The following is a 1,592-nucleotide window of genomic DNA, read 5'->3' as shown; positions in this document are numbered from 1 at the left end:
AGACCGATGGTTCCGGGCGCTCCCAAGAGGCACTGACGATCCAGTTCCGCGCCGGCACCAAGCTCGGGCCGGCCAGCGGCGAACTCGACGTGTATGACGTGGTCGACCCCGCGACCGTCGTCGCGACGGGCTTTTTCACCGTCAACGTTGCCTACCCGTCGCCGCTGCTCCAGCGCCTGTGGTGGTTGTGGCTTCTTGTGCTGGTAGCGGTGCTGGCCGCGGTGGCCTGGTTGCGTGGTCGGCGCCGGGCTTTCCTCATCCGTCGTGATGTCCGTGATCTCACGATGGTCCTGCACCGGAGCGGCACGGAGCTTTACAAACTCCGCGCGCCACCGACACCCTCCACCCGGTTCTCCTTCGCGATTCGGGATCCCCGGAGCAGATCGCCGCGTCTCGATCTGGCCGACGGTCGGGAAAGTGCCTATGAGGCGCACCGCGGGGACAGCGGCGAGCTCATCGTCAGGACGCCCGGTGGTGCGACGACCACGCTGTTGCGTGGCACGCCCACACCAGTCGGTGACGGACTGGCGCTCGGTTTCCTCGATGCCCGCACGGCGGGAGCGGCAGGGACGCCGGGCGCGGCGGGCGCAGCCGGGACCGCGGGCACCGCCGGGCGCGGCACCTGGAATGAACGCAACCGTTTCCGGACCGGTGCGGGTGGCGCGGGCCGTGGTCACGCTGGTGCCGGTCCGGCATCCGACGGCGCCGGGCGCGGACAGACGGCGGGCGGCTGGCGGGAGCGGGCCGGCGCGGGTACCGGTTTCGGGCGGCAGCCGGGCTCGTTCCGCCAGGAAGCGGGCGGTCGGGGTGACGGGGGTTACGGCCAGTCCGTACCCAGCGGCTCGCAGTCCGGCTCGGAGTCCGGTTCGTGGCGGAGCGGGGGGAGTAGGCCTGGCCGCGGATCGTCCTCGGCTGGCACCACGGGGACCGGGCAGCGGGATACCGGGCAGCGGGACACCGGGCAGCGACCCGGTCGCGGGGAGTCCGACCGCGCCGTCGGCCAGGCTCGGACGGACGACCGCGGCGGGTCCGGCGGGTCTGGCCGGTACAGCGGCTATGGCACCGGCGCTGCGGACGGTCGGGATGGCGCGGACCTGCATGACGAGATAACTCAGCCCGGTCGCGACGGTGGTCGTAGGCCGCGCGACCGGGACAACTACGACGACGATTTCGAGCGGTCATGAGGGCCGGACCGGCCGGCGCGGTGACGGCCGACTCCCGGCCCCGCGGTCGTGGGCGATCTGACAGGGAAGCGAGCGAGTCCGCATGAACATTTACCAGCCGATGATGTTCGTCGGTCTGGGGGGCACCGGATGCCTCATCGGCGCGGAGTTGGAACGCCGGCTCCGCAACGAGCTGTGCGGACCGGACGGCCGGGACCTGATCGGCCGGATCCCCGGCCAGGGTTATCTGCCCTACCAGCTGCCGGCCTGCGTCCAGTTCGTGTATGCCGACCTGAACGAGAGCGAGCTCACCAAGTTGCGCGGCCGGGTGGTTCCGGGCGAGGAGCACGAAGCCGCGGTCGCGCACACCCAGCACATCACCCATGAACTCGTACCCCGGTTCGACACCTATCCACAGGTTGCGCTGAG

The 1,592-nt window shown here is 71.2% G+C and carries 1 protein-coding gene and 1 pseudogene; both read left to right on the top strand.

Annotated features, from left to right (window positions below):
- A pseudogene (locus U9980_RS23770) lies at nucleotides 1–1,184 on the top strand (hypothetical protein); the annotation flags it as partial.
- 82 nt (nucleotides 1,185–1,266) lie between these two features.
- Nucleotides 1,267–1,592 (top strand): tubulin-like doman-containing protein (locus U9980_RS23765; protein ID WP_322769969.1); only part of this gene is annotated, 326 nt, incomplete at its 3' end.

It is taken from the genome of Protofrankia sp. Cr1 (assembly GCF_963555865.1).
Taxonomy (GTDB): domain Bacteria; phylum Actinomycetota; class Actinomycetes; order Frankiales; family Frankiaceae; genus Protofrankia.
This window is presented reverse-complemented; position numbering and strand designations above follow the sequence as displayed.